Origin of the sequence: Microtetraspora fusca (assembly GCF_001570365.1) — a bacterium.
In the GTDB taxonomy this organism is placed as follows: domain Bacteria; phylum Actinomycetota; class Actinomycetes; order Streptosporangiales; family Streptosporangiaceae; genus Microtetraspora; species Microtetraspora fusca.
In genome coordinates this window covers 38,712-62,594 of the sequence record NZ_BBYK01000079.1, presented here as the reverse complement: position 1 = coordinate 62,594, position 23,883 = coordinate 38,712, and the positions used below count along the sequence as shown (strand labels likewise).

Sequence of the window (23,883 nt, the reverse complement as noted above, 5' to 3'; positions counted from 1 at the left end):
ACCAGGTGGCCCTCGCCCGGGTCGCGCTGGACGACCCGGTGATCGCCGTGGTCGCCAAGGCGCGCACGCACAAGGTGACGGCCTCGAAGATCCACCGCGCGCACGTCTGGCGCAACACCAACACGCTCCTGTCGTACGGCTCGTACGGCGCGATCGGCCTCAAGACGGGATACACCGAGGCCGCCGGGTTCTGCCTCACCTTCGCGGCGGTGCGCGACGAGCACACGTACGTGGGCGTGATCCTCGGCGAGACCAGCGAGGCCCGCCGCCTCGCCACGGCGCGCAAGCTGCTCGACTGGGCGGCCGGCGAGCCCGAGAGCGGCGCCGCGGCCCCGCTCAGCGGGCGGCTGCGGTGAGCAGATAGCAGGCGATCGCGGCCGCGGCGGCGACGTTGAGCGAGTCGACCTCCCGGCTCATCGGGATCCGCACCGCCTGGTCGGCCTCGGCCAGCCAGCGCGACGACAACCCGTCGCCCTCGGAGCCGAGCAGCAGCGCGGTGCGCCCGCCGGTCAGCGCCTCCTCGATCGGGACGGCGCTCTCGGCGGGCGTGAGAGCGAGCAGCCGGAAGCCGTGGGCCCGCAACTCGGCCAGGCCGTCGTGCCAGTCCTTCAGCCGCGCGTACGGCACCGAGAAGACGGAGCCCATCGACACCTTCACCGACCGCCGGTAGAGCGGGTCGGCGCAGCGCGGCGAGAGCACGATGGCGTCGACCCCGAGCGCGGCGGCGCAGCGGAAAATCGCGCCGACGTTGGTGTGGTCGACCAGATCCTCCAGCACGACGACGTGCCGGGAGCCGCGCAGCACCTCGGCGACCGAGGGCAGCTCGCGCCGCTCCATCGAGGCGAGCGCGCCCCGGTGCACCTGGAAGCCGGTGATCCCCTCCATGACCTCGTCGGAGACCAGGTAGACGGTGACGCCTCCCGCGTCATCGATGAGGTCGCCGAACTTGTCCAGCCACTTGGCGGTCATCAGCATGGAGCGGACCCCGTGCCCGGCCGCGATGGCCCGGCGGATCACCTTCTCCCCCTCGGCGAGGAACAGGCCCTGACCGCCTTCGAGGCTCTTGCGCAGGTCCACGTCGCGCAGCCGTACGTAGTCGGCGATGCGGGGATCCGTGCTGTCTTCGATGGGAATGACCACCCGCCAAGGGTACGGCGTGCGCCGGGGACGCGCTCATAGTTGATCACCTAGGGTGATCAACCGAGCAAAATGAGTGTTTTGCCCCCTTACTACTTCCCAGTAGTGTTCCGTAAGCACTACCGGGATCTTCGGTGAAAAGAGGACACCGTGGGCGGACGCCACCGTACAGAGGAGACCGACGGCGGGCACGATCCGTACGCGCCGCGCCGCCGCCGCGGCTCGAGGCCGCCGAGCCGGGGAAAGGTGCTCGCGCCCCTGGCCGGAGCGGTCGCGATCGCCGTGCTGTGCGGGGTGGCCGCGTACGTCGTGGTGAACAAGGGCCGGGGCTGCGACGGCGACCCGATCGGGCTCTCGGTGGTGGCGTCGCCCGACATCGAGCCGGCCGTCGCCAAGGTGGCGCAGAAGTTCGGCCAGTCGGAGCGTACGGCGGGCGGCAGGTGCGTCGCCGTCTCGGTGAAGGCGGCCCAGTCGGCCACCGTGGCCAACGCGATGTCCGGTAGCGGCCCGACCTCGGGGAAGATCGATCCGGACCTGTGGGTGCCCGACTCCAGCCTGTGGCTGACGCGCTCCGGCCTGGCCGGGTCGGGCCTGAAGGCGTCGGGCAGCGCGGCGCGGTCACCGGTCGTGCTCACCGCGTCCAAGACGGGGGCGGAGAAGCTCCAGACGGCGTTCAGCCCGGCGAGCTGGACCGGCCTGCTGAACGCGGCGAACGCCGCCAACCCCGACGGCCTGGCACGGAAGGTGCGGGTGCTCGCGCTCGACCCGGCGCTGAACTCCGCGGGTCTCGGCGCGCTGCTCGCCGGGTCGGCGGTGCTGAAGGCGGGGGGCGGCGGCGACGAGTTGCTCGTGGGCGTGCTGCGACAGCTCTCCGAGTCGACCGTGTCCTCGACGGACAGCCTGTTCGCCACGCTGACCAAGGCCGCCGCGCGCATCCCGGTCGGCGTCGCCTCCGAGCAGTCGGTGTGGGCGTTCAACACCACGTCGCACCCGTCCAACCCGGCGGTCGCCCTCTATCCCGAGGAGGGCACGATCAGCCTCGACTACCCCATCGTCATCACCTCGAAGGACGAGGCCGTACGCGAGGCTGCCGAGGCGTTCCAGGCCGAGCTGACCTCGGCGGCGGGCCGGCAGATCGTGCAGGACCACGGTTTCCGCACGCCGCAGGGCAAGGCGGGCGGCGCGCTCAGCCCGGAGAACGGCGTCAAGGCCGACAAGCCGGCCGAGCTGGCACTCCCGGACGGCGCGGCGGTCGCCAAGCTGACCCAGGCGTGGCACCAGGTCAAGCTGGGCACCCGGATCCTCGCGCTGATCGACATCTCCGGCACCATGGCCCAGCCCGCCGACAGCACGGGCGTGAGCCGCATGCGCGCCATCGGCGACGTCGCCATCGAGGGGCTCAAGCTGTTCCCCGACAAGAGCGAGGTGGGCACCTGGGTCTTCTCCGACAACCTGCGCGGGCAGGGGGTGGACTGGAAGGAGATCGTCCCGCTGGGTCCGCTGGCGCAGCGGATCGACGGCGTGACGCGGCGCGACCGGATCGCCCAGGAGATGCGGAACGTCCAGGCGCTTCCCAACGGCAACACCGGTCTGAACGACACGCTGTGGGCCGCCTACCGGAAGATGAGCGAGGAGTACCAGGCGGACAAGGTCAACACGATCATCCTCTTCACCGACGGCGTCGGGAACGACGACCCCAACGGCGGGATCTCCAACAGGGAGATCCTGGCCAAGCTGAAGAGCGCCTACGACCCCAAGCGGCCGGTCGGCATCCTGATCATCTCGTTCAACACCGAGAAGGGCGTGGACCGGGCGCAGATGAGCGGGATCGCCAAGGCCACGAGAGGCGCGGCGTACTTCCCGCAGACCGTGCTGGAGATCCGCGACATCTTCCTGAAGGGGATCGCCCGGCGGCTGTGCGCGCCCGGCTGCGGATCCGCGCAACGCTGAGGCTGGGCTTCTAGCCTGCCCCAATAACCCGACTTACGGGATTTTGCGGCGAATTTCGCGGTGAATGCCAGTTGAGCATGACTTTTCAGGGAGTAAACGGCGGCCGCTGAGGCGGCGTCCTCCTCGTGGGGCCCGGCAAGTTCTGGTTTCCACTCTGGGGGAGGAATGTCCGTTGCCCGCATGGCCGTATATCAACCGCGCCGACGACCGAAGATCGCTCGAGGCGCTGCGCCGAGGTGACGGGGAGGCGGTCGCCGGGCTCTACGACGCGTACGCCGACCGGCTGGCCGACTACGCCCATTCCCTGCTCGACGACCAGGACCGGGCGGCGGACGCGGTGCGGCGCGCGTTCGCGGCGGCGCGGGCGGGCGTGCGGCGGCCGACCGACCCGGCCCGCCTGCGCGCCTGGCTGTACGCGCTCGTCCGGCTCCAGTGCGCGGCCCGCGACCGGGGCAGGGCGGCCCCCGTCGCCGTGCTCGACGACCCCGCGGACCCCGGGACGGCGGCGCTGGTGCGCGACGCGCTCGCCGAGCTCGGGCCGGGCGACCGCGAGATCCTCCATCTGTCCGTACGGCACGGCCTCACGCCCGCCGAGACGGGGTCGGTGCTGGGGCTGACCTCGCGGCAGGCCGCGGCGCGGCTCGCCCGCGCCAGGGGCCGCATGGAGAACGCGGCGGCGGCGGTCGTGCTGCCGGAGAGGGGGCGGGCGCACTGCCCCGACCTGTCCGCGCTCGTCGAGTCCGCGCCGGTCGGCTCCCCGGGGACGCTGCTGCGCAGGCGCCTGATCAAGCACATCGCCGGATGCGAGCGGTGCGCCGACGGCACGCGCAGGCACGTGTCCGCCGAGCGGCTCCTCGACGCGATCCCGATCGCCTACCCTCCGCTGTCGCTCCGCCCGACCGTGCTCGCCGACGGCGTGCCGGAACGACCCGAGGAACAACCAGAGGAAGGGCCAGAGAAACGGCCGGGGATCCGACGAGGAGTCCGGCGGGCCGATCGGCGCGGCAGGCGGCGCCGCAGCGAACCCGGTCATCGGAGTGGGCCCATCCGTCGGAGCGGTCCCGGTCGGTGGAACCGGCGCAGCCGCCCGAGCGGGCAGGGCGCCGCACTGGCCGCCCTGGCGTGCGCGCTGGTGCTGATCGGCGCGCTGGTGGTCACCAGGTGGCAGGTCGCCGCCGACGGGGTGACGGACCTGCCGCTCGCCGTGCCGGCCCCGCGCCCCGTGGGCGACCTGCCCGGCGCCGCGCCGCCCACCCCCTCCCCCACCCGGTCGCCGGAGCCGGACGCCTCACCCGGCGACCCGGCCCGGCCGCGCCGCTCCCCCGCCGCGCGCCGCACCCCGGACAGCCGTCCCTCGCGTACGCCGACGGCGGCGCGTCCGCCGGTGACGTCGCCCTCACACAGCCGCCCCGCGTTCGCTTCCCCCCGCCGTGCTCCCCTGCTGTCGGTGAGCTGCCCGGGCGGGCTCGGCCGGGCGGGCGCGGGCGCGATCACCCTGTACGCGCGCGACGCCGCGATGGCCTGGACCGCGACCACCCCCGAGGGGGTCGTGCTCCGTCCCGGCCGGGGCAGGCTCCGGGCCGGGGCGTCCGGCCGGATCACGCTGACGGTGACGGACCCGGCGTCGGCCGGGAGCGCGCTGGTCACCTTCCACTCCGCCGGCGGGAACCCGTACTGCCGGGTCTCCTGGCAGGGCGCCCCGCCGAGCCCGGACACGGAGCAAACCGCGGCGACCGACGAGGAAACGGAGTGATCGTCGGTAATTTGCGAGTTATGCGAGGAATGTGGGGAAGCAGAGGAATATGGGGAAATGCAAAAAGATCACGCAGTTAACGTCACTATTCGATGAACATCTTTCGACATTTGGGATAAGATCCTTCTTTTCGGCGGGGACCGGTGAACCGGGGGCTGAGGCAAGGCGTCGTCATTGACGCACGCATGTTGCGATTGGTCCCATAAATGGGCCCGCCAACCGCGTCATAGTGGCCTCTACCTGCCGGGAGACCAGGAGACATGGGTAGGAACCGGAGTATCCCCGTGGTCGTGCTCGGGGTGGCGTGCGCCGTCGGCGCGGTGCTCGCGCTCGCCGACATCAGGACGCCGGTCCGGATGGTCCTCACCCCGCTGTTCCTTTTCGTGGTCCCCGGAGCGGCGGTCGTCGGACTGCTGCGCGACCGCGACCCTCTCTCGGCGCTGACGGTGGGCGCGGCCGCGAGCCTGGCCGTCAACGTCGTGCTCGCGGAGGCCATGTTGCTCTTCGACGCCTGGTCCCCCCGGGCCGGGGTGGCGACCGTCGGGGTGCTGAGTTTCTTCCTGCTGGTCATCCGGTTCCTCTACCGAGGTCGGGCGCCGGGCGAAGGCGAGGCCGGCACGAAGTGAAGAGGGGTCCCCGCTCATGACAGACCGCCCGGAAGGACATCCAGTCACATGAGTCCCGAGCACAGCGCATCCTCCCCGTTCGCCGCCGTGCGCCCGCTGCCCGCCGGCCGCCGCCTGACCCCTCTGGGACCCCACCTGGCCATCGCACCCACGGTGAGCGTGGTCGTCCCCGCGATGAACGAGGCCGAGAACCTCCCGCACGTCTTCGCCACGCTGCCCTCCTGGATCCACGAGGTCGTGCTGGTCGACGGCCACTCGGTCGACGACACCGTCGCCGTCGCGCGCCGGCTGCGGCCGGGGCTGCGCGTCGTCCACCAGCGCGGGCGGGGCAAGGGGGACGCGCTGGCCGAGGGCTTCGCGGCATGCACGGGCGAGATCATCGTCATGATCGACGCGGACGGCTCGACCGACGGGCGCGAGATCGTCCACTTCGTCAGCACGCTGGTGAGCGGCGCCGACTTCGCCAAGGGCTCGCGGTACATCCCGGGAGGCGGGAGCGACGACCTCACCTTCACCCGCAGGCTGGGCAACACGCTGCTGCGGACGCTGGTCAACCGCGTCTACGGCACCCGCTACACCGACCTGTGCTACGGCTACAACGCGTTCTGGGCCCGCCACCTGCCGGTGCTCGACCTGGACTGCGCGGGGTTCGAGGTCGAGACGCTGATGAACATCCGCGCGGCGCGGGGCGGGCTGCGGGTCCACGAGGTGCCGAGCCACGAGCGGTGCCGCCTGCACGGCGAGAGCAACCTCAACGCGCTCCGGGACGGCCTGCGCGTCCTGCGCACGATCCTGCGGGAGCGGCGGCGGCCGGCCGTACGGCGGCCCGCTCCGGCGCACGCCTCGGCGGCCGACCAGGGGGCGGCGTGACACCGCCTCCCGCACCGGTGCGGACGTCGGTCGTCATCTGCGCCTACACCGAGGACCGCTGGGACGACATCCGGGCGGCGGTCGAGTCGGTCCGCCACCAGCGCCGTCCCGCGTACGAGCTGATCCTGGTGGTGGACCACAACCCCGACCTGCACCTGCGGCTCAAGCGGGAGTACCCGGACGCGGTCGTGGTGGAGAACGCCCACGAGCGGGGGCTGTCCGGCGGCAGGAACACCGGGACGGAGGTCGCCCGAGGCGACGTCGTGGCGTTCCTCGACGACGACGCGGTGGCCGATCCGGGCTGGCTGGAGGCGTTCGAGACGGGGTTCGCCGATCCGGCGGTGGCCGGGGTCGGAGGGCTGACCCGGCCGCTGTGGGCGGGGGGCCGGCGTCCCCGCTGGTTCCCCGAGGAGTTCGACTGGACGGTCGGCTGCACCTACCGCGGGATGCCGGTCGAGCGGGCCCCGATCCGCAACGTGATGGGCGGCAACGCCGCGTTCCGCCGCGAGATCGTCGGCGAGATCGGCGGCTTCAGCACGGCCATCGGGCGCAGCGTCCAGGGGCGCAGGAGCCGGCCGCTCGGCTGCGAGGAGACCGAGTTCTGCATCCGGCTGTCGCAGCGGCGGCCGGGGGCGGTGCTGCTGTTCGAGCCGGGCGCGGCCATCGGGCACAAGGTGTCCGCCGAGCGGGCGCGGTTCGGCTACTTCCGGGCCCGCTGCTACGCGGAGGGCCTGTCCAAGGCGCTCGTCACGAGCAGCGTGGGCGCGGGCGACGGGCTCTCCAGCGAACGCGGCTACACCTTCAGGACGCTGCCGCTGGGGGTGCTGCGCGGCCTCGGCGACACCGTGCGCGGCGACCTCGCCGGCCTCGGCCGCGCGAGCGCCATCGTGATCGGCCTGGCCTGGACGACCTGGGGTTACCTGGTCGGCGGCATGCGCATCCGGAGCCGCTCATGACGCGGGTCCCGATCCTGATGTACCACTCGGTGACGGACCGGCCCACCCCGGAGACGCGGCCGCTGGCCGTACGGCCGGGCGACTTCGCCGACCAGCTCGGCTACCTGCGGCAGAGCGGCTTCACCCCGCTCACCGTGGCCGACCTGGTGGCGTCGCTGCACCGTACCGGGCCGGAGCTGCCCGACCGCCCCGTGGTGATCACGTTCGACGACGGGTACGCCGACTTTCACGAGGAGGCGCTTCCCGTGCTCGACCGGCTGGGCTTCCCGGCCACGCTCTTCCTGACGAGCGGCTGGGTGGCCGACGCCGGCGCCGACGCCGCGGGCCGGCCGCTGGACCGTACGCTCTCGTGGGGCCAGGCTCGCGAGGCGGCCGAGCACGGCGTGGAGATCGCCGGGCACAGCCACAGCCACCCCCAGCTCGACCAGATCGGCGACCACGAGCTGCGTCAGGAACTCCGCCGCAACAAAGGGCTGATCGAAGACCGCCTCGGCCGCCCGGTGACCACCATGGCCTACCCGTACGGCTATTCGAGCGCACGGGTGCGCCGTGAGGTGCGCCGGGCGGGGTACTGGGCGGCCTGTGCGGTGGGCAACGCCGTCGCGGCCGACCGGCACGACGAGCTGGCCATCCCCCGGCTGACCGTGAGCAGGGGCACCACGATGGCGCGGTTCGCGCTCGCCGTGGAGGGCCGCGGCGTCCCTCTCATCTACCTCAAGGAGCGCACCCTGACCAAGGGATACGCCGTGATCCGGCGCACCCGGTACGGCTTGCGCAAGATTGCCACTCGCCAGTAACAATCACGGCTCACTAGGTGTCAGCTCCGGCGCATAAGGGGAGAAATCAGGGCGATCGAAGATTGAGGGGGCACAGTGGCCCACGCATGGATGCCCGGCGCCAGCCGAATTCCCGCTCCCGAGGACTCCGGCCCCATGATCGGCGGAGTTCCGAGGGCCGTCTGGTTCATCTGGCCGACCGACCCTCTCGCGGTGTCGGCCAAGTCCGCCGCCCAACGCATGATCCAGCTCGGGTGTCCCGCCCACCTGGTCTGGAATCCCGTGACCGGCGAGATCGCCCAGTCGCTTCCCCCCACGCGCGCGGCCTGCGGACTGCCGGGCGATCGGGGACGTGAGGGACGGGTGTGCGTGCAGATCCGCGTGCTCGGCTCGGTGGAGCGTCCCTTCACCGACGGGAAGCTGGACGGTCTGGACGACATCCTGACCTGGCTGGACGCCTGGCGGGTCCCCCGCCGCTGGCCGGCCGGGCCTCCGCTGCCCTCGCCGCACTCGCTGGCGGCCGAGCGCAGCCGCCGCCTCTGGGCGCGCGGCGGCCACTTCGGCCACTCGCAGGTGCCGGGGACGGTGGAGGGCGACCCCGGCGGGATCGACGTGAACCGCATCACCGGCGAGAGCGTGCCGCCGTTCGAGCTGCCCCGCCCGCGGGAGGAGTTCCGCATGCTCGAACGGGTCATCTGAGCGGGCCGGGAGCCCCGCGGGTGCGCTGTCCGCGGGCGTTCACCGGGATCGAGGGAGCGGAGCGGAAGGGAGCGAGGCCCGGCGAAGCGGGCATTCGCGAGGCCCGCAGGTTCCCTCCGGCGAAGTGACCCACCCGGGTCGTGGACACCCCATCAGAGATCGCGGGCCAGCTCCCGGATGACGGCGCAGCCGCGCCGGAGATCCGCCAGCGACGCGGAGCCGTACCCCAGGACGAGGCCGTGGACCCGGATCGGCCCGTGGTGGTGCCGGGCGGTGGTGTCGAGCAGCACGCCACGCGCCCGCGCCTCCTCCACGAGCGGGCCGACCGCGTCCTCGGGCAGCTCGACGAGGACGTGCAGGCCGGCGGTGTCGCCCTTCACCAGCGGCCCGAGCGTCTCGACGACCGCCGCCCGCCGGCGCGCGTACTCCAGGCGCATCCGGCGCAGGTGCCGGTCCAGGTCGCCGCGCCGCAGCAGGGTCGTGACCGCGCGCTGCACCGGGCCGGAGGTGCGGTCGCCGAGCAGCGTCCTGCGTTCGGCGACCCGCGCGAGCAGCTCCGGCGCGGCCACCAGCCAGCCGAGCCCCACGTCGGGGCTGAGCGACTTCGACAGGGTGCCGAGCAGCACGACCCGCGCGGGGTCGAGCCCGTAAAGCGCGGGCAGCGGCGCGACGTCGTAGCGGAACTCCGCGTCGTAGTCGTCCTCCACGATGACCGCGCCGGTGCGGCGGGCCCAGGCGAGGAGCCGTTCGCGCCGGGCCATGGGCAGCCGTCCGCCGAGCGGGAACTGGTGGGCCGGAGTGGTGTACAGCACGTCCAGGTCGTCCGGCAGCTCGTCCACGATCACGCCCTGGTCGTCCACGGGGCACGGCACGATCTCGGCGCCGCGCGCCCGCAGGACGTTCCTGGCCACGCGGTAGCCGGGCTCCTCCACCCCCGCGCGGGCGCCGGGCCGGAGGAGGGACGCGGCGAAGAGGTCGAGCCCGTGCCCGGTGCCGCGGGTGACCAGCACGTTCTCCGGCCCGGCCGGTACGGCGCGCGCCCGGCGGAGGTGGTCGGCGAGCAGGGCGCGCAGGTCGGGGTGCCCGCGGGGATCCGGGGTGTCGCCGGGTGGCGCGTCCCCGGCGTCGCGCCAGGCCCGGCGCCACACGGCGACGTCGTACCCGAGCACCCAGGGCCGTCCCGGGCGCAGGTCCAGCAGATCCGGCCCGGCGGGTTCGAAGGGGTCCGTCGGATCCCACGGGATCCTCGGCTCCAGCGGCCTCACCAAATCCGGAAATATCGTGACATCGGCGACGTACGTGCCGGAGCCGCGCCTGCCGTCGAGCCAGCCCTCGGCGTAGAGCTGCTGGTAGGCGTCGGTCACGACCGTACGGCTGACGCCGAGCAGCGTGGCCAGCGCGCGGCTGGACGGCAGCCGCTCGCCCGCCCGCAGCGCCCCGCCGCGCATGGCGTCCCGGAGTTGGTCGGTCACCTGCGCGGCGAGCGCGACGGGCGAGAGCCGGTCCACGACCAGCGGAAGGTCGACGTGCGCCCGCAAAGTGGTCCCCCATTCATCCCCGGAAGTGGCCATGTGCAGCGGTCCACTCGGCCCCTAACGTAACGGACATGCTTTCCACAACACCCCGGACCGTCCTCAAGCGCGGCAAGGACCGTGCCCGCACCGACCGCGCCGACCTGTACGCCGTGCTGGACGCCGGGCTCATCTGCCACCTGGGCGTCCTGGTGGACGGGGCGCCGAGAGTGATCCCCACCGGGTACGGCCGGATCGGCGAGACGCTGTACCTCCACGGCTCCACCGGGGCCGCCTCGCTGCGCGCCGCATGGGCCGCGCCGGTCTGCGTGACCGTCACCCACCTGGACGGCGTCGTCCTGGCGCGGTCGGCGTTCCACCACTCGGTGAACTACCGCTCGGCGATGGTCTACGGCCTGGCCCGGGAGGTCGAGGACGACGGCGAGCGGCTCGACGGCCTGCGCGCGGTCACCGAGCGGATCGCCCCCGGCCAGTGGGACGCGGTCCGGCCGCCGACCAGGAAGGAGCTCGCCGCCACCGCCGTGCTCGCCCTCTCCCTGGAGGAGGCGTCCGTCAAGGTACGGCAGGGCCCGCCGGTGGACGACGAGGAGGACTACGCCCTGCCGATCTGGGCGGGGGTGCTGCCGCTGCGGAGCGTCTGGGGCGAACCGGAGCCCGACCCGAGGCTGACCCCCGGCATTCCCGTCCCGGAGCACGTTCTCGGCAGGTCATGACGGGTTTGTGACCGAGTTTCACGACTTTTCGTCTTATTTAGTGATCAATCACTAAGCTACGGTCTCGTCATGCGCCGATGAGGAGACCTGATGTACGGGCAGACGGGCGCCTGGAGTGCCCCCGGATACACCGAGATTCGCGAGCTGGGCACGGGGGGCGGCGGCCGGGTCGTGCTCGCCAGGCACGACGCCGACGGCATACAGGTGGCGATCAAATACCTGTCCGACGCGCTGCGCTCCGACCTCAACTTCGTCGGCCGCTTCCGCCAGGAGGCGCACCTCCTCGCGCTCATGGAGCCCAGTCCGCACGCGGCGCGGTTCTACGAGTACATCGAGGCGCCGCTCGGCGCCGCCATCGTGATGGAACTGGTCGACGGCGTCTCGCTGCGCGCGATGCTCCGCTCGGAAGGGCCTACCGGGCCGGAGGCCGCGCTCACGGTGTTGAAGGGCTCGCTGCTCGGGCTCGCCGCCGCGCACTCCGTCGGAGTGGTCCATCGCGACTACAAGCCGGAGAACGTGATCGTCACGGCCGACGGCATGAGCAAGCTGGTCGACTTCGGCATCGCCGCGCGGGCCGGCGAGGGGGTGAGCGCGGCCGGCACCCCGCCGTACATGGCGCCGGAGCAGTGGTCGGGCAGCTCGGCGAGCCGGGCCACCGACGTGTACGCCGCGACCGTGGTCTTCTTCGAGTGCCTCACCGGAACCCGGCCGTTCCGGGCGCAGAGCCTGCCCGCGCTCGCCCGCCAGCACCAGTCCACGCCCCCGCCGGTCGAGGAGGTGCCGCAGGCCCTCCAGGCGCTCATCGAGCGCGGCATGGCCAAGAACCCGGCCGACCGGCCCTCGTCGGCGGAGGCGTTCCTGCGTGAGCTGGAGACCGTCGCCACCGAGGCGTACGGGCCCGCCTGGGAGGAGCGGGGACGGCGGCGCCTGGCCGCCCTCGCCGGCCTGCTGCTCCCGTTCTTCCCGCTGGCCGAGGAGACGCCCGAGGCCGCCACGGCGCTCGCCGAGACGCACCTCGCCGGCAACCGGTTCACCAAGCTCAGCATCAGGATCGGCCTGGTCGCGGTCTCGGTGGCGCTGGTCGGCGGCGGCACGGCCGCGCTCGTCGGGTCGTTCGGCGGCGCCAAGCTGCAGGCCCACACGACGGTCGATTCCCCCAGCAGCACGCCCCTGGACCTCGGCATCGACGACGAGGACGAACCGGTCGTGGAGGTGACACCCGACGCGTCGCCGTCACCGTCGCAGACGCCCACCCCCACCCCCACCCCCTCCCCCTCGCCCAGCGTCCAGCCCACGGTCAGGACCACCCCGCCGACGGTCCCGTCGGCGAAGCCGTCGCCGAGCAGGAGGCCGACGCCCTCGCGGACGCCCACCCGCCCGCGTCCCCGGCCGAGTCAGTCGAGCCCGCAGCCGGACGACACGGTGAACATCCCCGACCTCCCGGACTTGGGGTCCACGCCGACCCGGCCGCAGAGCACCCCCACGACCTCCTCGCCCACGTCCGCGCCGACGGACACGGGCCGCCCCACGGAGACGCCGCAGGAGACTCCCCGGCTCACCTCCGCGCCCGTGCCCACCGCCTCGATGGGGGCGTTCGCCCTGGGCCTGGTGACGACCGGCCTCGTTCCCGCCACACTGGCCGTGAAGAGGATGACGGGACGGCATCGGAGGCGGCGATAGATGGATGACGGCGGTTCCGTCGCGGGGCACCGGCTGACCGGACGCGCCCGGTCCGGCGAGATCGGCATCTGGAGCGAGGCGGTCTCCCCCGCCGGAACGCCATCGGGCGTGCTGCGGTTCGACCCCGCCCTGGTGGCCGCGCCCGCGGCCCGCGAACGGCTGGTCGCCGCCGTGACCGCCGACCGCCACCTCGCCGGAAGCACCGGGCTGCTCCCGGTCGCCGACCTCGTCACCGCGCGCGGCGACATCTGGCTCATCACGGACGGCGCGCCCGTTCCCGCGCTCGCCGACCTGCTCACCGAGGTGTACCGCAGGGGCGTCCCCTCCCCCGGCTCCGGCGCGGTGGCGGCGATCCTGGCCGACACCGCGCGGACCCTGCTCGACCTGCACGCGGCCGGGCTCGCCCACGGCGCGCCGCACCCCGGCACGATCGTGATCGCGGGGGACGGCACGGCCCTGCTCGCGGAGCGCGGCCTGCTGCAGGCGCTGCGCGGTGCGCCCGCGTCGCCGGAGCGGGACGTCGCGGCCTGGGCCGAGCTCGCCAGGGGGCTCGCCGCGAGCTGGGCGGACGACGGCTCGGCCGGCCTGTTCGAGCGCGCGGCGGCGGTCGCCACGGCCCACGGGCTCGCCGCCGCCCGCGACGTCCTCCTCGCCGTGGGCGACCCGATCACCCAGAGCCACACGACCAGGGAGCCGCTGGTCCGCACGCTCCACCTGTGGTCCTCGGCCGCTCCGGAACCCGCCCCGGCGGCGGACGAGATCGGTGACGCCGTCACCCTGCTGGGGATCCCCGGTACGGCCGCCGCGGACGACGTCGTCATGCGCTTCGGTCCCGGCGTTCCCGCCGACACGACGGCGGCGCAGATCTGGCGTTCCGGGACGACCACGCAGTTCGCCGGCGATGTGGACCGGAGCGCCGGGCCGGCCCGGCGCGGTGGGCGGCGCGGTGGGCGGCGCGGTGGGCGGCGCGGCCGGCGGGGCGCGTGGGCGGGATCGGTGCTCCTCGCCATACTCCTCGCGGTGGTCATCCTGTGGCTGCGCTTCCAGCCGGCCGCGGACGTGCTGGCCGAGAAGGTGGACGTGCGCGGCCCCAAGAAGGCGATCGCCTGCGACGGCACGGCCACGCTCGTCGGCACGGTGACCACCAACGGCGGCGCGGGCAGCATCCGGTACGTCTGGCTGCGCAGCGACGGCGTGCGGATGCCGGAGCGCGAGCAGAACGTGCTCTCGGGGGACACGTCGGTCGAGCTCCCGCTGCGCTGGGAGGTGACGGGGTCCGGCCGTTTCAAGGGCGTGGCCACGTTGCGCGTCCTGTCGCCGACCGCCTCGGGAAAGCCGCTCCAGGACAAGGCGTCCTTCTCGTACCGGTGCTGAAACCCGATGCGGACACCACCTGCGGAAACACCTGCAGCAACACCGTGCGGAAACACGGTGGGTGAACCCGCTGCGTGAACCCTGGTGCTTGAACTCCGGTGCTGAAACGGCGCGCCCGGGTGACCGCGATTTGACCGCACTTTCCCGCGAACTGACAGCAACATCACAGAAAGCCGACGTTTTCCGGCAATCTCATGAACAGATGCGGGATTGCTAATGTGGCCCGCATGACGACGACGCCCGCCGGCTGGTATCCGGATCCGTACGGCTCTCCTCTGTTGCGGTGGTGGGACGGGTCCCAGTGGACCGACGCGACGCATTCCAGGGAGCAGCCGGGCGGCGCCCAGCCGGAGGCCGGGCAGACCGTTCCCGGCGGCGCGCAGGGCGGCAACGAAGGCGATTTCCCGACCCAGGCCGGCGGCCCGCAGTGGGGCTCCGCGCCCCAGACCGCCCAGTACCCCCTCCCCGGCTTCGGGACGCCGCCGCCGAAGCAGTCGTCACCGTGGCCATGGCTGCTGGGCGGGCTCTCGGTCGTCATCGTGCTCGCCCTGGTGGCCGCCGCCGGGCTGTTCCTCTTCCGCGGCCAGAGCGGCGGCGCGGTCGCAGGGACCAACACGGAGACGACGGCGCCCCCGCTCGACCACACCGTCCCTCCCCAGGAGACGGAGCCGCCCGCGCAGCAGCTCCCCGAGCTGCCGCAGCCGTCGGACGGCCGGATCTCCGACCCCGTCACCGGACTGTCGTACGCCTTCCCGGGCGACCCGTGGGCGGTGCCGAAGGCGGCGGACATCAACAACCCGAACAACCAGAGGATGCCGCTGTGGTCGAGCGGCTACGAGGCCCTCTCCCAGCAGAACTTCGACGGCAAGAACGGCGACTGGGTCGCCTCGGTCTTCGCCGCTCCGCTGCCCGAGTTCTTCCCGTACAGCGGCCCGCAGGACCTGCGCAACCTCACCAGCGGGGTGCTGGCCGCGTACGAGCCGTTCTTCTACTCGCCCCAGCACACGCGCAAGATCGTGAGCAACAAGGCGATCAAGGTGAGCGGCCGCGACGCCTGGATGACCGAGTTCGAGATGGACTTCACCGAGGAGTCCCAGCGCAACGGCTGGAAGTTCAAGACGGAGAAGGGCGCGTTCATCCTGGTGGACCGGGGTGCGGGGCAGCAGCCGGCCCTGGTCTACGCCTCGGTGCCCGACAATCTCGACCAGTCGGTGCTCCAGCAGGTGGTGGACTCCCTCCAAGTGAGTTGAACGCCCTACTACTCTGGGTCCCATGACTGACCTGCTGGTCTGGATCGACTGTGAGATGACCGGGCTCGACCTCGGCCGTGACGCGCTCGTCGAGGTGGCCTGTATCGTCACCGACGGTGAGCTGAACCAGCTTGACGAGGGCGTGGACGTCGTCATCAAGCCCCCGCCCGAGGCCCTGGCCCAGATGTCCGAGGTGGTGCGCGACATGCACACCACCTCGGGTCTGCTGAGCGCCCTTCCCACCGGGGTGACGCTGGCGGAGGCGGAGACCATCGTCCTGGAGTACATCCGGACCCACATCCGCGAGCCCAAGAAGGCCCCGCTGTGCGGCAACTCGATCGCCACGGACCGCTCGTTCATCGCCAGGGACATGCCGCTCGTGGACGGCTTCCTGCACTACCGCATGATCGACGTCTCCTCCATCAAGGAGCTGGCCCGCCGGTGGTACCCGCGGGCCTACTTCGCCTCCCCAGAGAAACAGGGCGGCCACCGCGCGCTGGCGGACATCACCGAGAGCATCCGGGAGCTCCGCTACTACCGCGCGGCCGTCTTCGTGCCGCCGCCGGGCCCCGACACGGCCACGGCACGCGAGGTCGCCGAGGCCGTCTCCACCGACTGACCGGTTCTCAGGTCCTGGCCGGGTCCTCGCGCTCCGCACGGGCGAGCGCGAGGATCTCGTCCACCGGCCACTGATCGTAGGCGTGGTCGCCGTACTTCACCGCGACCACGCGGCCGTCGGGTGCGATCAGGAAGTCGGCCGGCAGCCCGAGACGCCCGCCCTCGGGATTGAGTGACGGCGCCGGCCGCCGCCCGCGCAGGACGGGACCGAGATCGCGGAGCACTCCGTACACCACCCGGCCCCAGACACGCGGGTCGAGCAGGGCGCGGAGCGCGGACTCGACGCCGAACTCGCGGTACAGCCGCCTGCCCGGATCCGCGACGACCGCGAACGGCAGCTCCGCCGTATGCGGCCGCAGCGTCTCCGCCGTCGAGTGGAAGACCACCACCTCGCGCACGCCCGCGGCCGCGATCTCGTCGTGCCGCGCCGCCACCGAGCGCAGGTGCAGGTTGCAGACGGGACAGCCGGCGAACCGCCGGAACTGAAGGTGGACCAGCCGGTCGGCGTCCGGGATCGGGACCGCCTCCCCCGAGACGGCGGTCCACCACCGCTGCGTGATCGTCGCGCCTGCCGTGATCCGTCCGGGACCCCCGTATCGCGCCAACGCCCTCTCCTCTCCGTAGGCGTATGACGTACGCCTACGGACGTTATGAGCGTATGTTGTACGCTGTCAACTCGTGCCCCGACCCCGCTCCTTCTCCGAAACGGACATCGCCGCCGCCGCCCTCGCGGTCATCGACCACGACGGGCTCGCCGCGCTCTCGATGCGCGCCGTCGCGGTCCGGCTCGGCCTGGGCACGATGTCGCTGTACCGCTACGTCAGCGACCGCGAGCAGTTGGAGGGGCTCGTCGTCGATCTCGTGCTCTCGGCCGTCGACACGACACCGCCACCGGACCTTCCATGGAACGAGCAACTCACGGTGCTGGTCGAGCGCGCCCGCGACGCCGTCGCCGCACACCCGCAGGTCGTGCCGCTGACCCTGACCCACCGCCACACCTCGGCGAGCGTGCTGCGCTGGGCGGAGGCCGTCCTCGGCGTGCTGACCGCCGCGGGGTTCACCGGAGACCGGCGGGCGGTCGCGCTCCGCTGCCTGCTGGGCCATCTGATCGGCTCTATCCAGATGGACCACCTCGGGCCGCTGTCCGGCGCGGGCACGGAGGCGATGGCGCGGCTGTCGCCCGAGGCCCACCCCCTGCTGGCCGAGACCGCGCACGGGGCACGGGAGATCGGCGCCGGGGACGAGTTCCGGGGCGGCCTCCACATCCTCCTGCTGGGCCTGCGCGCCTCGCTCGACGAAGCCGCAGAAGCCGGCCCGGAGGTGACGAATCGGTGAACGCCGCGCGGTGCGACATGACGACTCCGAAATACCGCTACACTTTTCTCGTACGCCGCTGAGCGCGGCGGACATGGTGGGTGTAGCTCAGCTGGCAGAGCGCCAGGTTGTGGTCCTGGATGTCGTGGGTTCAAGTCCCATCACTCACCCGGAAGACGGCCGGTCCGAAAGGACCGGCCGTCGGCTTTTGTGGCGGCGCAACGCGAATGATCCACAAAAATGACCCATGCGCGTTATGCTCGCTCTCGACCGCTACGCCGGACGCGCGGGGGCCTCGGCGATCTTGATTCTGCCCGGGAGGCCGGATGAGAGTCGACGACCGCACCCGCTTGAGCCTGAGCAAACGCGAAACCGAGGTCATGGACCTCATCGCCGTGGGTCACTCCAACGGTGAGATCGCGCAGCGCCTCTTCCTCAGCGAGAAGACGGTGAAGAACCACGTCAACCGCATCTACGCCAAGCTCGGCGTGGAGTCGCGGAACGCGGCGATCGGCCGCTGGCGGGACTCGACCGGCGACTGAGGCCGGCCCCGGTCAGCTCGGTTTGAGGACCTCGCGGAGGCGGTCCAGGCCGTACTCCAGCTCGTCCGGCTGCACCGACAGTGCCGGGCGGAGCCGTACCGACCGCTCGCCGGACGGGAGCACCAGCACCCCGGCCTCGCCCTCGTCGCGCAGCCGGGCGATCACATCGGCCCGGTCGGGCACGTCGAACGCGCACATGAGGCCGCGGCCCCGCGCGTTCGCGACGAGACCCTCGGCCTCCAGGGTCTGCAGCCCGGAGAGCAGTTTCTCGCCCATGATCGCGGCCTTCGGGATCAGCTCGTCGCGCTCGATGATCTCCAGCATCCGGCGCGAGCGCACCATGTCGACCAGCCCGCCGCCCCAGGTCGAGTTGATCCGGCCGCTGACGTTGAAGACGTTGTCGGGGACCAGATCCACCCTGCGGCCAGCCATCACCCCGCCCACCTGGACCTTCTTGGCGAAGACCACGATGTCGGGCGCCAGGCCGAACTGCTGGTACGCCCAGGGGGTGCCGGTCAGCCCGACGCCGGTCTGGACCTCGTCCACGATGAAGAGCGCGTCGTACTCGTGGCAGAGGTCCTGCATCGCCTGGAGGAACTCGGGACGCATGTGGTTGTCGCCGCCCTCGCCCTGGACCGGCTCGGCGATGAAGCAGGCGATGTCGTGGGGGTTGCGGGCGAAGGCGTCGCGCGCCTGGGCCAGGGAGCGCCGCTCCGCGGCCTCCACGTCGCCGAAGTGGACGGCGGGCACGTCGATGCGGGGCCAGGGGAACTTGGGGAAGCGGTCGGTCTTCACCGGGTCGGTGTTGGTGAGGGAGAGCGTGTAGCCGCTACGGCCGTGGAAGGCGCGGGTGAGGTGGAGGACCTTGGTGCCGAGGCCGGGGTGGCGGCCGTGGGCCTCATTCCAGCGGCTCTTCCAGTCGAAGGCGCACTTCAGCGCGTTCTCGACGGCCAGCGCGCCGCCCTCGACGAAGAACAGGTGCGGCAGTTCGGGGTCGCCGAGCACCCGGTGGAAGGTCTCGGTGAACTCGGCGAGGTGAGTGGTGTAGAGGTCGGGGTTGGCGGGCTTGTTGGCGGCCACGCGCGCGAGCAGGGCCATGAACTCGGGGTCGTCGTCAAAGGGGTTCATCCCCAGCGGCGACGAGGCGAAGAACGTGTAGAAGTCGAGGTATCTCCGGCCGTCGCGCGCGTCGACCAGCCAGGAGCCCGCGCTCCTGTCCAGATCGAGCACCAGTCGGAAGCCGTCGACGAGCAGGTGCCGGGCGAGAACGTCGTGCACGGCGTTCGGGTCCATATCGCCTCCACATTGAGCCGGGACAACACGATTCCCTCACGACCGGGGTCGAATGTGAAGACTTTCCCGTCGAATGAACCTCCTGGAGAACGTTTTACTACCTCCTGGGCACATCGGCCGTAGAACATCCGTCTCACAGGGCACGCAGGAAACGCGCGGCGATCGGAACCGCCGCGTTGCGCCCGGTGCCGCCGTGCTTCACGAACACGGCGAACGCGAGGTCGCCCTTGTATCCGATGAACCAGGCGTGGTCCGGGCCGCCCTGCCAGTCCTCCGCGGTGCCGGTCTTGCCGGAGACGCCCTCGGGCAGCTCGGATCCGGCCGCGGTCCCCTCGGTCGTCACCGCGCCCATCAGCGACCGGAGCCCGGCCACCACCGTGTCGTTCAGCGGCACGCTGGCGGGCTGGGCGTGCCCCTCGATCCGCTCCGCCACGTCGGCCGGGAGCAGCCGCGGCGGATGCCAGGCGCCGCTCTGCACGGCCGCCGCGACGCTCGCCATGCACAGCGTGCTCGCCTCCACCGTGCCCTGGCCGAACGAGTCCTCCGCGAGCGCGTCCGAGTTCTCCGGTCGATTCAGGCTGCCGCAGGCGCCGCCGACGCCGGTGGCGAGGCGGGCGCCGAAACCGAAGGCGGCCGCCTTCTCCATCAGCCGGTCGGCGCTCACGAGCTGCACCGCGAGCTGTGCGAACGTCGTGTTGCACGACAGCGCGTACGCCTGCCGGAGCGTGACGCTTCCGTGGTCCTTGTCCTGGTAGTTGTCGATCGTCCGCCCGTTCGGGATCGTGTACTTCGCCGGGCAGGGGACCTGGGAGTCGGCGTTCAGCCCGCCGTCGAGCAGCGCGGCGGCGGTGACCGTCTTGAAGGTGGAGCCCGGGGCGTACTTCCCGGTGAACGCCTCCCTGCCGCCCAGGCGGTCGGCCACCGCGGCCACCTCGCCGGTGGACGCCCGCACCGCGACGATCGCGGCCGGCTGCTGGACGGGGTCGAGCGCCCGGGCCGCGGCCGCCTGGGTGAACGCCTCGACCGTGGTCCTGGTCCCCTCCGCCGCCTTCGCCTTCTTCTCCAGCAGGACCCGGGGCGGCTGGGCCGGGTTCCGCAGCTCGATGGTCCACCCCACCTCCGTGCCGGAGGGCGGCTGCGGGATCCGCGTGCCGAGCTCCGCGAGGTACGGCTCGGCGTAGTTCTCGTGCGGGAACGCGTGCCCCTCCTTGGTGAGGAACCGCGCGGCGGACACCTGCTTGTCGACCCGGACCAGCTCGCCTCCCTCGGCCAGGTCGGGGTGCATCACGGCCGGGGTCCACAGCACCTTCCAGCTCAGGTCCCGGACGGCCAGGCGCAGCGTCGAGGCGAAGTCCCAGGTGCCGCCGTATCCGGCCACCTTCCGCGCCCCGGTGAAGCGCATCTCGGCCGTCTGCTCCCCGGTCCTGATGACCTTGCCGGGCGTGAGCCGTACGACCCGGGCGGAGAGGGCGTCGTCGAGCTGCCGGTGCCGGTCGGCGAAGCCGGAGGGCGGCTCGTCCACGAGTTCGCGCATCGACTCGTAGTCGCCGGTCGCCCAGTCGCTCAGGTAGGTGCGGGCCGTCTCCTCCGGCGTGCCCTCGACCTGTCCCTCGACCTGCCCCTCGACCGGTCCCTCGTCGGGGGCGGGCGGGGGCGGCGTCGAACCATCGATCACGAGCCGCGTCTGGGGGCCGGTCCCGGCCTCGTCCTTCCCCTGCAGAACGAGCCCGGTGACGCTCGTGACGATGATGGCGACGACCACCCCGACGAGGGCGAGCAGCGCTCGTCTGCGCATACGGTTTCTCCTGGGGGGTCGGAGTGCTCCCCCCGATATACCACGCAAAGGGAGCAAAAGGTTGAGAGAACCGGCGCAGGGCCGCTATCCCGTGACGTATGGCGAGGTGGAGCTCCTGCGGGACCTCGACCGGCCGGACGGGTGGATGCTCGTCATGAACGGCGTCGCTCAGTCGTACGTGGACCTGGCCGATCCGACCTACCTCGACTTCGACTACGTCCGGCTGATGGCCGAGGTGATCGGCTGCCTCCCCGAGGGGCCGCTCGACGCCGTACACGTCGGGGGCGGGGCCTGCACGCTGCCCCGCTACCTCGCCGCGACCCGGCCCGGCTCCCGGCACATCGTGATCGAACCGGACGCCGAGCTGGTCCGGCTCGTCCGCGAGCAGCTCCGGCTGAAGTCGGTGCCCCGGCTGAAGGTGCGGGTGCTCGACGGGCGGGCGGCCGCGGCCGGGCTGGACGGCGCGTCCGCGGACCTGTTCGTACTCGACGCCTTCTCCGGCGCGGTCATGCCGGCCGAGCTGGCCACCGCCGAATACCTCGCCGAGGTGCGGCGGGTCCTGCGCCCCGGCGGCACGCTGCTGATCAACGTGGCCGACGGGAAGGGCCTGCCGTTCGCCCGGCGGCTGCTCGCCACCGTGCTCGGCGCGTTCCGCCACGTGCTGCTGCTGGCCGAGCCCGGCATCCTCCGGGGACGGCGCTTCGGCAACCTGATCGTGGCGGCGTCCCCGGCCGAGCTGCCGATCGAGGCGGTCACCCGCCGGGCGGCGGGCGGCCTGACCCAGGCCCGCTGCCTGTACGGCAGGGAGCTGACGAACTTCGTCGCCGGCGCCGCCCCGATCAGGGACGGCGAACCGGTCATCTCGCCCGTGCCGCCGCCCGGCCTCTTCGACTGACGGTCAGCTCGCCCCGTGGGCGGCCGCGATCTCGTCGATGCGGGCGGCGAGCGTGTAGTCCAGCTCGGTCAGGCCGCCCGCGTCGTGCGTGGTGAGCGCGAGGTGCAGGGTGCGCCACCTGATGTCGATGTCGGGATGGTGGTTCATCTTCTCCGCCTCCTCCGCGATCTCGTTCACGATCGCGATGGCGGTGCGGAAATCGGGGGCGGTCACGGTCCTGCGGATCGTGTCGCCGTCGGTCTGCCACGTGGTCGGTTCGCCCATGCGGACAAGGAGATCACGAGAGGCGACCGCCGCGCTATTTGAGCGCGCCCGCGGTGAGCCCCGACTGGATCTGCCGCTGGAAGACGATGTAGACGATCAGCATCGGGATGATCGCCATGCTGAGCGCCGCGAACAGCCCCGCCCAGTCGGCCTCGTAGCCGGCGTTGGTGGAGATGTTGGCGATGCCCTGGGTGATCAGCCACTTGTCCTCGGCGTTGCCCGGCAGCAGCACGATCGGCAGCAGGTACTGGTTCCACTGACCCAGGATGTTGAAGATCGTGATGCTGATCAGGCCGGGTTTCGCCATCGGCAGCATGACCTGGAAGAACGTGCGCGTGTGCGAGGCGCCGTCCATCATCGCGGCCTCGGCCACCGAGGTCGGCAGCGTCTTGAAGAACGCGGTCAGGAAGAACACCGAGAACGGCAGCGAGTACGCGACGTAGACGATGACCACGCCGGTGTGCGTGCCGAGCAGGCCGAGGTTCTTCACCGTGAGGAACAGCGGGACCAGCGCGAGGAAGACCGGGAACGACAGGCCGGAGACGAACAGCAGATAGATCACCTTGCTGCCGAAGAACCGGTACCGGGCCAGCACGTACGCCGCCATCGAGCTGAGCAGCATCGTGAAGAAGGTGGACAGGGCCACCACGATCACGGTGTTGACCATGTACTGGCCGATGTGGGCCTTGGCCCAGGCGCGGCCCCAGGCGTCCCAGTGGAAGGTCGCCGGCAGCCCCAGGGGGTGCTCGCCGAAGATCTCCGTGTTGGTCTTGAAGGAGCCGAGGAACGTCCAGATGATCGGGAAGATCACCAGGATCGCCCAGACGACCAGGGCCAGGTGCGACAGCGCGCCGAAGACGCCGACCCGGCCGCCCGTGCGCTGCGGGGGACGTGTCATGTCTAGAACTCGATCCTCTCGCGCCGCGTGACCCGCAGGGTGAGGACGGCGAACGTCAGGGTCAGGAAGAACAGGGCGACGCCCATCGCGGAGGCGTAGCCGTACTTGGAGAAGGTGAACGCCTGGCGCCAGATCTCCAGCGGCAGCACCGTGGTCGCGTTGTCGGGGCCACCCCGGTCCACGGAGAGAACCTGGACCAGGGCGAACCCGTCGAACGCGGCGATGCCGAGATAGACCCAGCCGACCTGCAGGGTGTCCCAGAGCAGCGGCAGGGTGATCTTGAAGAAGAGCGTGAACCGTCCCGCCCCGTCCAGCGCCGCCGCCTCGAACACCTCCGACGGGATGGACGACATGCCGGCCGAGAAGAGCACGACGTAGAAGCCGACGGCCTGCCAGACCATCACGCCCATGATGGTCCACAGGGCCAGGTCGGGGTTGATCAGCCAGCCCACGGGGTCGATCCCCACGGCCCCGAGGGCGTTGTTGACCACGCCGGTCTTGTCCGGGCGCAGGATCGCCTGGAACAGCACGCCGACGATGGCGACGGCGAGGACCTGCGGGAAGAAGAACACGATCTTGTAGAAGGCCGCCCCCCGCACACCGGTGCGCCGCCCGTTCGCCTGCCCGCCCCCGATATTGAGGAGGAACGAGAAGAACAGCGCGATGGCGATGGTGGCCAGCGGCATGACGAGCAGCAACAGCCCGTGATGGCGCACCGCCTGCCAGAAGACGTCGTCGGCGAACATCTTCCCGAAGTTCTCGAAGCCGACGTAGTCGAAGTCCGGGGAGATGCCCTTCCAGTTGGTCAGCGCGATCTGGAACGCCTGGACGTACGGCGCGATCACGAAGACGACGTAGAGGACCAGCGGCGCCGCGAGGAAGGACAGGATGAACCCGTACCGCCTCAGCGCCATCGGCGAGGCCGAAGACAGCTTGCCATGCCGCATG

The 23,883-nt window shown here is 71.9% G+C and carries 23 protein-coding genes, 1 tRNA gene and 1 pseudogene; 17 read left to right on the top strand and 8 right to left on the bottom strand.

What is annotated here, in order from left to right; translation table 11 throughout:
- A pseudogene (locus AWQ68_RS36655) lies at positions 1-356 on the top strand (D-alanyl-D-alanine carboxypeptidase); the annotation flags it as partial.
- Here the strand turns inward: AWQ68_RS36655 and AWQ68_RS36650 are convergent.
- Entirely contained in the window at positions 337-1,140 is an 804-nt protein-coding gene (locus AWQ68_RS36650; RefSeq protein ID WP_066950187.1) for a TrmH family RNA methyltransferase, read from the bottom strand. The pseudogene AWQ68_RS36655 and the gene AWQ68_RS36650 sit on opposite strands and share 20 nt — an antisense overlap.
- Positions 1,141-1,287: 147 nt before the next feature.
- Between AWQ68_RS36650 and AWQ68_RS36645 the strand changes: the two genes are divergently transcribed.
- The 7 genes from AWQ68_RS36645 (at position 1,288) to AWQ68_RS36615 (ending at position 8,767) form a co-directional block, all read left to right on the top strand.
- Positions 1,288-3,087: a substrate-binding and VWA domain-containing protein gene (locus tag AWQ68_RS36645; RefSeq protein ID WP_084464810.1), complete on the top strand. Its 1,800-nt coding sequence runs from the start codon at positions 1,288-1,290 to the stop codon at positions 3,085-3,087.
- 172 nt (positions 3,088-3,259) lie between these two features.
- Entirely contained in the window at positions 3,260-4,840 is a 1,581-nt protein-coding gene (locus AWQ68_RS36640) for an RNA polymerase sigma factor (protein ID WP_066950184.1), read from the top strand.
- A gap of 260 nt (positions 4,841-5,100) precedes the next feature.
- Positions 5,101-5,466 carry a hypothetical protein gene (locus AWQ68_RS36635; protein ID WP_066950181.1) on the top strand — a complete coding sequence of 122 codons (366 nt, stop codon included), beginning with the start codon at positions 5,101-5,103 and terminating at the stop codon, positions 5,464-5,466.
- Between the two features lie 48 nt (positions 5,467-5,514).
- Positions 5,515-6,336 (top strand): glycosyltransferase family 2 protein, encoded by an 822-nt coding sequence (locus AWQ68_RS36630; protein ID WP_084464809.1) that lies wholly within the window; start codon positions 5,515-5,517, stop codon positions 6,334-6,336.
- Positions 6,333-7,292, top strand: a complete 960-nt coding sequence (locus tag AWQ68_RS36625; RefSeq protein WP_245656462.1) for a glycosyltransferase family 2 protein — start codon at positions 6,333-6,335, stop codon at positions 7,290-7,292. The genes AWQ68_RS36630 and AWQ68_RS36625 overlap by 4 nt, the downstream gene beginning before the upstream one ends.
- On the top strand, positions 7,289-8,089 hold the full coding sequence (locus AWQ68_RS36620) for a polysaccharide deacetylase family protein (RefSeq protein ID WP_066950175.1): 801 nt from the start codon (positions 7,289-7,291) through the stop codon (positions 8,087-8,089). The genes AWQ68_RS36625 and AWQ68_RS36620 overlap by 4 nt, the downstream gene beginning before the upstream one ends.
- Before the next feature lie 135 nt (positions 8,090-8,224).
- Positions 8,225-8,767 carry a hypothetical protein gene (locus AWQ68_RS36615; protein WP_174554187.1) on the top strand — a complete coding sequence of 181 codons (543 nt, stop codon included), beginning with the start codon at positions 8,225-8,227 and terminating at the stop codon, positions 8,765-8,767.
- A gap of 152 nt (positions 8,768-8,919) precedes the next feature.
- Here AWQ68_RS36615 and pdxR read toward each other — a convergent pair whose 3' ends face one another.
- Positions 8,920-10,338, bottom strand: coding sequence for a MocR-like pyridoxine biosynthesis transcription factor PdxR (pdxR, locus tag AWQ68_RS36610; protein WP_066950169.1), 1,419 nt, complete (start codon positions 10,336-10,338; stop codon positions 8,920-8,922).
- Between the two features lie 35 nt (positions 10,339-10,373).
- Between pdxR and AWQ68_RS36605 the strand changes: the two genes are divergently transcribed.
- The 5 genes from AWQ68_RS36605 (at position 10,374) to orn (ending at position 15,935) form a co-directional block, all read left to right on the top strand.
- Complete coding sequence (locus tag AWQ68_RS36605; RefSeq protein ID WP_066950166.1) at positions 10,374-11,012, top strand: pyridoxamine 5'-phosphate oxidase family protein; 639 nt, start codon at positions 10,374-10,376, stop codon at positions 11,010-11,012.
- Between the two features lie 90 nt (positions 11,013-11,102).
- Complete coding sequence (locus AWQ68_RS36600; protein ID WP_066950163.1) at positions 11,103-12,692, top strand: serine/threonine-protein kinase; 1,590 nt, start codon at positions 11,103-11,105, stop codon at positions 12,690-12,692.
- Positions 12,693-14,066 carry a protein kinase family protein gene (locus tag AWQ68_RS36595; RefSeq protein ID WP_066950160.1) on the top strand — a complete coding sequence of 458 codons (1,374 nt, stop codon included), beginning with the start codon at positions 12,693-12,695 and terminating at the stop codon, positions 14,064-14,066.
- A gap of 227 nt (positions 14,067-14,293) precedes the next feature.
- Positions 14,294-15,316, top strand: a complete 1,023-nt coding sequence (locus tag AWQ68_RS43165) for a DUF2510 domain-containing protein (RefSeq protein ID WP_066950156.1) — start codon at positions 14,294-14,296, stop codon at positions 15,314-15,316.
- 22 nt (positions 15,317-15,338) lie between these two features.
- Positions 15,339-15,935, top strand: a complete 597-nt coding sequence (orn, locus tag AWQ68_RS36585) for an oligoribonuclease (RefSeq protein WP_066950154.1) — start codon at positions 15,339-15,341, stop codon at positions 15,933-15,935.
- A 7-nt stretch (positions 15,936-15,942) separates the two neighbouring features.
- Here orn and AWQ68_RS36580 read toward each other — a convergent pair whose 3' ends face one another.
- Positions 15,943-16,539, bottom strand: a complete 597-nt coding sequence (locus tag AWQ68_RS36580; RefSeq protein ID WP_245656460.1) for a peroxiredoxin-like family protein — start codon at positions 16,537-16,539, stop codon at positions 15,943-15,945.
- A gap of 73 nt (positions 16,540-16,612) precedes the next feature.
- On the opposite strand from AWQ68_RS36580, the gene AWQ68_RS36575 reads away from it, so the two are divergent.
- The 3 genes from AWQ68_RS36575 to AWQ68_RS36565 all read left to right on the top strand — a co-directional run bounded on the left by AWQ68_RS36575 (position 16,613) and on the right by AWQ68_RS36565 (position 17,790).
- On the top strand, positions 16,613-17,269 hold the full coding sequence (locus AWQ68_RS36575; protein ID WP_066950152.1) for a TetR/AcrR family transcriptional regulator: 657 nt from the start codon (positions 16,613-16,615) through the stop codon (positions 17,267-17,269).
- Positions 17,270-17,345: 76 nt separating this feature from the next.
- A tRNA-His gene (locus tag AWQ68_RS36570) sits at positions 17,346-17,418 on the top strand.
- Positions 17,419-17,574: 156 nt separating this feature from the next.
- A complete protein-coding gene (locus AWQ68_RS36565) occupies positions 17,575-17,790 on the top strand; it encodes a helix-turn-helix domain-containing protein (protein WP_066950149.1) in 216 nt (71 codons plus the stop codon).
- A 12-nt stretch (positions 17,791-17,802) separates the two neighbouring features.
- Here AWQ68_RS36565 and lat read toward each other — a convergent pair whose 3' ends face one another.
- Positions 17,803-19,083, bottom strand: a complete 1,281-nt coding sequence (gene lat / locus AWQ68_RS36560) for an L-lysine 6-transaminase (protein ID WP_066950146.1) — start codon at positions 19,081-19,083, stop codon at positions 17,803-17,805.
- A 133-nt stretch (positions 19,084-19,216) separates the two neighbouring features.
- On the bottom strand, positions 19,217-20,878 hold the full coding sequence (locus AWQ68_RS36555; RefSeq protein WP_157546323.1) for a penicillin-binding transpeptidase domain-containing protein: 1,662 nt from the start codon (positions 20,876-20,878) through the stop codon (positions 19,217-19,219).
- 61 nt (positions 20,879-20,939) lie between these two features.
- Between AWQ68_RS36555 and AWQ68_RS36550 the strand changes: the two genes are divergently transcribed.
- Positions 20,940-21,773 carry a spermidine synthase gene (locus AWQ68_RS36550; protein ID WP_066950143.1) on the top strand — a complete coding sequence of 278 codons (834 nt, stop codon included), beginning with the start codon at positions 20,940-20,942 and terminating at the stop codon, positions 21,771-21,773.
- A 3-nt stretch (positions 21,774-21,776) separates the two neighbouring features.
- Here the strand turns inward: AWQ68_RS36550 and AWQ68_RS36545 are convergent, their stop codons facing one another.
- Genes AWQ68_RS36545 through AWQ68_RS36535 form a run of 3 tightly spaced genes read right to left on the bottom strand, consistent with a single transcriptional unit; the run spans position 21,777 to position 23,882 of the window.
- Complete coding sequence (locus tag AWQ68_RS36545) at positions 21,777-22,037, bottom strand: 4a-hydroxytetrahydrobiopterin dehydratase (RefSeq protein WP_066950140.1); 261 nt, start codon at positions 22,035-22,037, stop codon at positions 21,777-21,779.
- A gap of 34 nt (positions 22,038-22,071) precedes the next feature.
- The gene (locus AWQ68_RS36540) at positions 22,072-22,935 is read right to left on the bottom strand and encodes a carbohydrate ABC transporter permease (RefSeq protein WP_066950138.1); all 864 of its coding nucleotides are present in this window, start codon (positions 22,933-22,935) and stop codon (positions 22,072-22,074) included.
- Positions 22,936-22,937: 2 nt separating this feature from the next.
- Positions 22,938-23,882 carry a carbohydrate ABC transporter permease gene (locus tag AWQ68_RS36535; protein WP_245656458.1) on the bottom strand — a complete coding sequence of 315 codons (945 nt, stop codon included), beginning with the start codon at positions 23,880-23,882 and terminating at the stop codon, positions 22,938-22,940.
- Position 23,883 lies beyond the last annotated feature (1 nt).

What these genes read in the sequence shown, in the direction of transcription:
- AWQ68_RS36615 (WP_174554187.1), top strand. Translation starts at nt 8,225, where the DNA reads ATGATCGGCGGAGTTCCGAGGGCCGTCTGGTTCATCTGGCCGACCGAC.
- AWQ68_RS36555 (WP_157546323.1), bottom strand. Translation starts at nt 20,878, where the DNA reads ATGCGCAGACGAGCGCTGCTCGCCCTCGTCGGGGTGGTCGTCGCCATC.
- AWQ68_RS36605 (WP_066950166.1), top strand. Translation starts at nt 10,374, where the DNA reads ATGCTTTCCACAACACCCCGGACCGTCCTCAAGCGCGGCAAGGACCGT.
- pdxR (WP_066950169.1), bottom strand. Translation starts at nt 10,338, where the DNA reads ATGGCCACTTCCGGGGATGAATGGGGGACCACTTTGCGGGCGCACGTC.
- AWQ68_RS36635 (WP_066950181.1), top strand. Translation starts at nt 5,101, where the DNA reads ATGGGTAGGAACCGGAGTATCCCCGTGGTCGTGCTCGGGGTGGCGTGC.
- orn (WP_066950154.1), top strand. Translation starts at nt 15,339, where the DNA reads ATGACTGACCTGCTGGTCTGGATCGACTGTGAGATGACCGGGCTCGAC.
- AWQ68_RS36595 (WP_066950160.1), top strand. Translation starts at nt 12,693, where the DNA reads ATGGATGACGGCGGTTCCGTCGCGGGGCACCGGCTGACCGGACGCGCC.
- AWQ68_RS36540 (WP_066950138.1), bottom strand. Translation starts at nt 22,935, where the DNA reads ATGACACGTCCCCCGCAGCGCACGGGCGGCCGGGTCGGCGTCTTCGGC.
- lat (WP_066950146.1), bottom strand. Translation starts at nt 19,083, where the DNA reads ATGGACCCGAACGCCGTGCACGACGTTCTCGCCCGGCACCTGCTCGTC.
- AWQ68_RS36535 (WP_245656458.1), bottom strand. Translation starts at nt 23,882, where the DNA reads ATGCGGCATGGCAAGCTGTCTTCGGCCTCGCCGATGGCGCTGAGGCGG.
- AWQ68_RS36620 (WP_066950175.1), top strand. Translation starts at nt 7,289, where the DNA reads ATGACGCGGGTCCCGATCCTGATGTACCACTCGGTGACGGACCGGCCC.
- AWQ68_RS36600 (WP_066950163.1), top strand. Translation starts at nt 11,103, where the DNA reads ATGTACGGGCAGACGGGCGCCTGGAGTGCCCCCGGATACACCGAGATT.
- AWQ68_RS36545 (WP_066950140.1), bottom strand. Translation starts at nt 22,037, where the DNA reads ATGGGCGAACCGACCACGTGGCAGACCGACGGCGACACGATCCGCAGG.
- AWQ68_RS36565 (WP_066950149.1), top strand. Translation starts at nt 17,575, where the DNA reads ATGAGAGTCGACGACCGCACCCGCTTGAGCCTGAGCAAACGCGAAACC.
- AWQ68_RS43165 (WP_066950156.1), top strand. Translation starts at nt 14,294, where the DNA reads ATGACGACGACGCCCGCCGGCTGGTATCCGGATCCGTACGGCTCTCCT.
- AWQ68_RS36630 (WP_084464809.1), top strand. Translation starts at nt 5,515, where the DNA reads ATGAGTCCCGAGCACAGCGCATCCTCCCCGTTCGCCGCCGTGCGCCCG.